General features: G+C 72.4%; 3 protein-coding genes. All 3 read right to left on the reverse strand.

Annotated features, from left to right (window positions below; translation table 11 throughout):
* Positions 1-2 precede the first annotated feature (2 nt).
* Entirely contained in the window at positions 3-662 is a 660-nt protein-coding gene (locus tag IH13_RS0104600) for an LAETG motif-containing sortase-dependent surface protein (protein ID WP_031081207.1), read from the reverse strand.
* Between the two features lie 247 nt (positions 663-909).
* Entirely contained in the window at positions 910-1,398 is a 489-nt protein-coding gene (locus tag IH13_RS0104605; RefSeq protein ID WP_031081208.1) for a GNAT family N-acetyltransferase, read from the reverse strand.
* Positions 1,399-1,453: 55 nt separating this feature from the next.
* Positions 1,454-2,456 (reverse strand): DUF6397 family protein (locus IH13_RS0104610; RefSeq protein WP_031081210.1); only part of this gene is annotated, 1,003 nt, incomplete at its 5' end.

Consider the following 2,456-nt stretch of genomic DNA (forward strand, 5'->3'; position numbering starts at 1 on the left):
CCTCAGTGCTGCGGGGCGCGGCGCTTACGGACGGACCACAGGATTCCGGCGCCCGCGAGCAGCACCGCTACCGCGGCACCGCCGATGACGGGCGTCGCCGACGAGGAGCCGGTCTCGGCCAGGTCGGGCGCGCCGGCGCTCGGCTCGGCCGGGGCGGGCACCGCCTCCGAGGCGGTGTCACTCGGCGTGGCACTCGGCTCGGGCGTCTCGGTGGCCGGCGGCTCGGTGGCCGGTTGCTCGGTGCTGGGGGCCTGGGACGGGGTGTCCTCGGTCGGGGTGGGCGAGGGAAGGTTCTCGTCGCACACCGGGGACGGCTTGGTGTCCTCGACCGAGTACCGGTCGTTGTCACCGGCCTTGACGACGAGACGGATGGTCAGCACCTCGTCGTGCGGGGGAAGTGGGAGGGGCGTCTTGGTGCGGTACTCCCTGCCGAACGTCGTGGTGGGGAGCAGATCCTCACCGCCCTCGATCGAGACGGTCACCTCGTTCTCGGCGGATGCCGAGTAAGCCGTGAGGTTGAGCGTCACTTCGGTGCAGTTCACGGCCCAGGTGGGGGTATGAGCTGCGGCCGGAGAGGCGAACACGATTCCGCCCGCCAGGCCGGCAATCGCGGCGGCCGCGCACACGCCCGCGCCCCGCCGCGATCTCCTGGGTATGGTCATGGATTCTTCCTCCGTACGGATTCACCGCCCAGGTGGCGGTGGGGCGCACAGTACTGCCACCGCGCCCCGGGACCCCGCCCACCCCGCATACCTCTGGCCGAGTCAACCGGCCTCAGACTGCCGCGACTTACCACATGGTGGACAGACCGGCCGGTGCGGAGCGCGGCTCGCCGGTCCGAAGATGGCCAAAAGGCGCCGCTGGATACGGGGCGCTGTGGAAGGACCGGAGCGCCGGAAGGGACGGACCTCAGAGTGCCTTGTACATGATGTGCAGTCCGACGTAGCCGTGGGTGGGGTGCTTGAACCCTTCGGGCAGGGTGCCGAGCACCTCGAACCCGAGCGAGCGGTACAGACCCACGGCCCGGGTGTTGGTCTCCACCACGGCGTTGAACTGCATGACGCGGTACCCGGCCGCACGAGCCCAGTCCACGGTGTACTCGCACAGGGCCCGGCCCACCCCGCGCCCGGAGTGCCGGGGGTCGACCATGTAGCTGGCGCCGGCGATGTGCGAACCGTTGCCCATGTGGTTGCGGTTCATCTTGGCGGTGCCCAGGACCATGCCCGCGTCGTCGACCGCGACGACCACGCGGCTCGGCTCCGGGACGAACCACCAGCCACGCGCCTCCCGCTCCCCCAGCTGCAGGGGGTACGTGAAGGTCTCCCCGGCACGCACGATGTCATGGAAGAAGGGCCAGACGGCAGGCCAGTCCTCCTCGGTGGCTTCCCTGATCAGCATGGGGTCAACATGCCGCCACGAGGCGGTCGTGCACAAGTGCATTGATGGGCGGCGTTCAACGGTCGTGGTCGCGTGACCTGCTCCGCAGGATCCTGGTGAGCAGTCGGGGCCGGAGCCGCGGGTGCCACCGACGGTTCGGGCCGGCACTGGGGTCCGCGCCCAGGCCACCGGCTCCGTCGGGCGGCCGGGGCGGCGCCACGGGCCGGCCCGCGGGCACCGCCGCCGCCCCGTACGGTCGGCCCGCGTGGCCCGGGCGCGGGGCGGCACGTGACTCCCGGGCGCGATCCAGCTCCATGACCAGGTTCACCCGGCACCAGAGGATCTCGTCCGGATCGTCGGCCAGCATCAACTGCTCCATCGCTTCCTTCCCGGACACGGAGCACGGGCGCCCGAAGCCGGCGGCGGGGCGCATCCGGATGAGGTAGGCCCGCTCATAGGGGTCGTCGACCACCTCGGCGAGCTGGACGGGGTCCAGAGCCGCCGCCTGCACGGCGGCCCGCACCCACGGGTCCGCCGCCCGGCTCAGCAGGCGGTCCGTCCTGCGTGCGCGCCAGTTGCGCGCACGCAGGTCCCTGCCGCCCTCCAGCACGGCCCGCATCCCGGCCGGGGTCTTTCCGGTGAGCAGCCCCGGTTCCCTGGCGGCGAATCCGGTGAGCTCCTCCACGAGGTACAGCCACACCACCGCGCGGTAGCGGTTCAGGTAGAACGCGACCGGTGAGACGCAGCCGACCCGCGCGAGACCGGTGAATCGGACCGGGCTGACGCCGAGCAGGGAGGCGGCCTCGGCCGTACCGGCCGTGCGCACCTTGTCGCGCAGCGACTCGGGGAACCCCTCCATGGCGCGGAGCCGGTCGATCTCAGCCCGGTGGACCCGCGGGTTGCCGCCACCCGGCGGATCCTCCGTACCGATCAGGCCGAGGTGGACGGCGAGGTCGAATTCGCCGCGCTTGAGGCCGAGTTCCTGTGCGGCCCGCCCGGTTGCGACCGAGCCGCTCGGGTGGGCGGATCCCCCGCCGTCCGGGCCGGCTCCGGCGGATCGCGTCAGGGTGGTGCGCCCG

The organism is Streptomyces sp. NRRL WC-3549 (genome assembly GCF_000721935.1).
Lineage (GTDB): Bacteria > Actinomycetota > Actinomycetes > Streptomycetales > Streptomycetaceae > Streptomyces.

Bases quoted from the DNA above. Each gene is read 5' to 3' on its own strand.
- IH13_RS0104605 (WP_031081208.1), bottom strand. From the start codon at position 1,398: ATGCTGATCAGGGAAGCCACCGAGGAGGACTGGCCTGCCGTCTGGCCC.
- IH13_RS0104600 (WP_031081207.1), bottom strand. From the start codon at position 662: ATGACCATACCCAGGAGATCGCGGCGGGGCGCGGGCGTGTGCGCGGCC.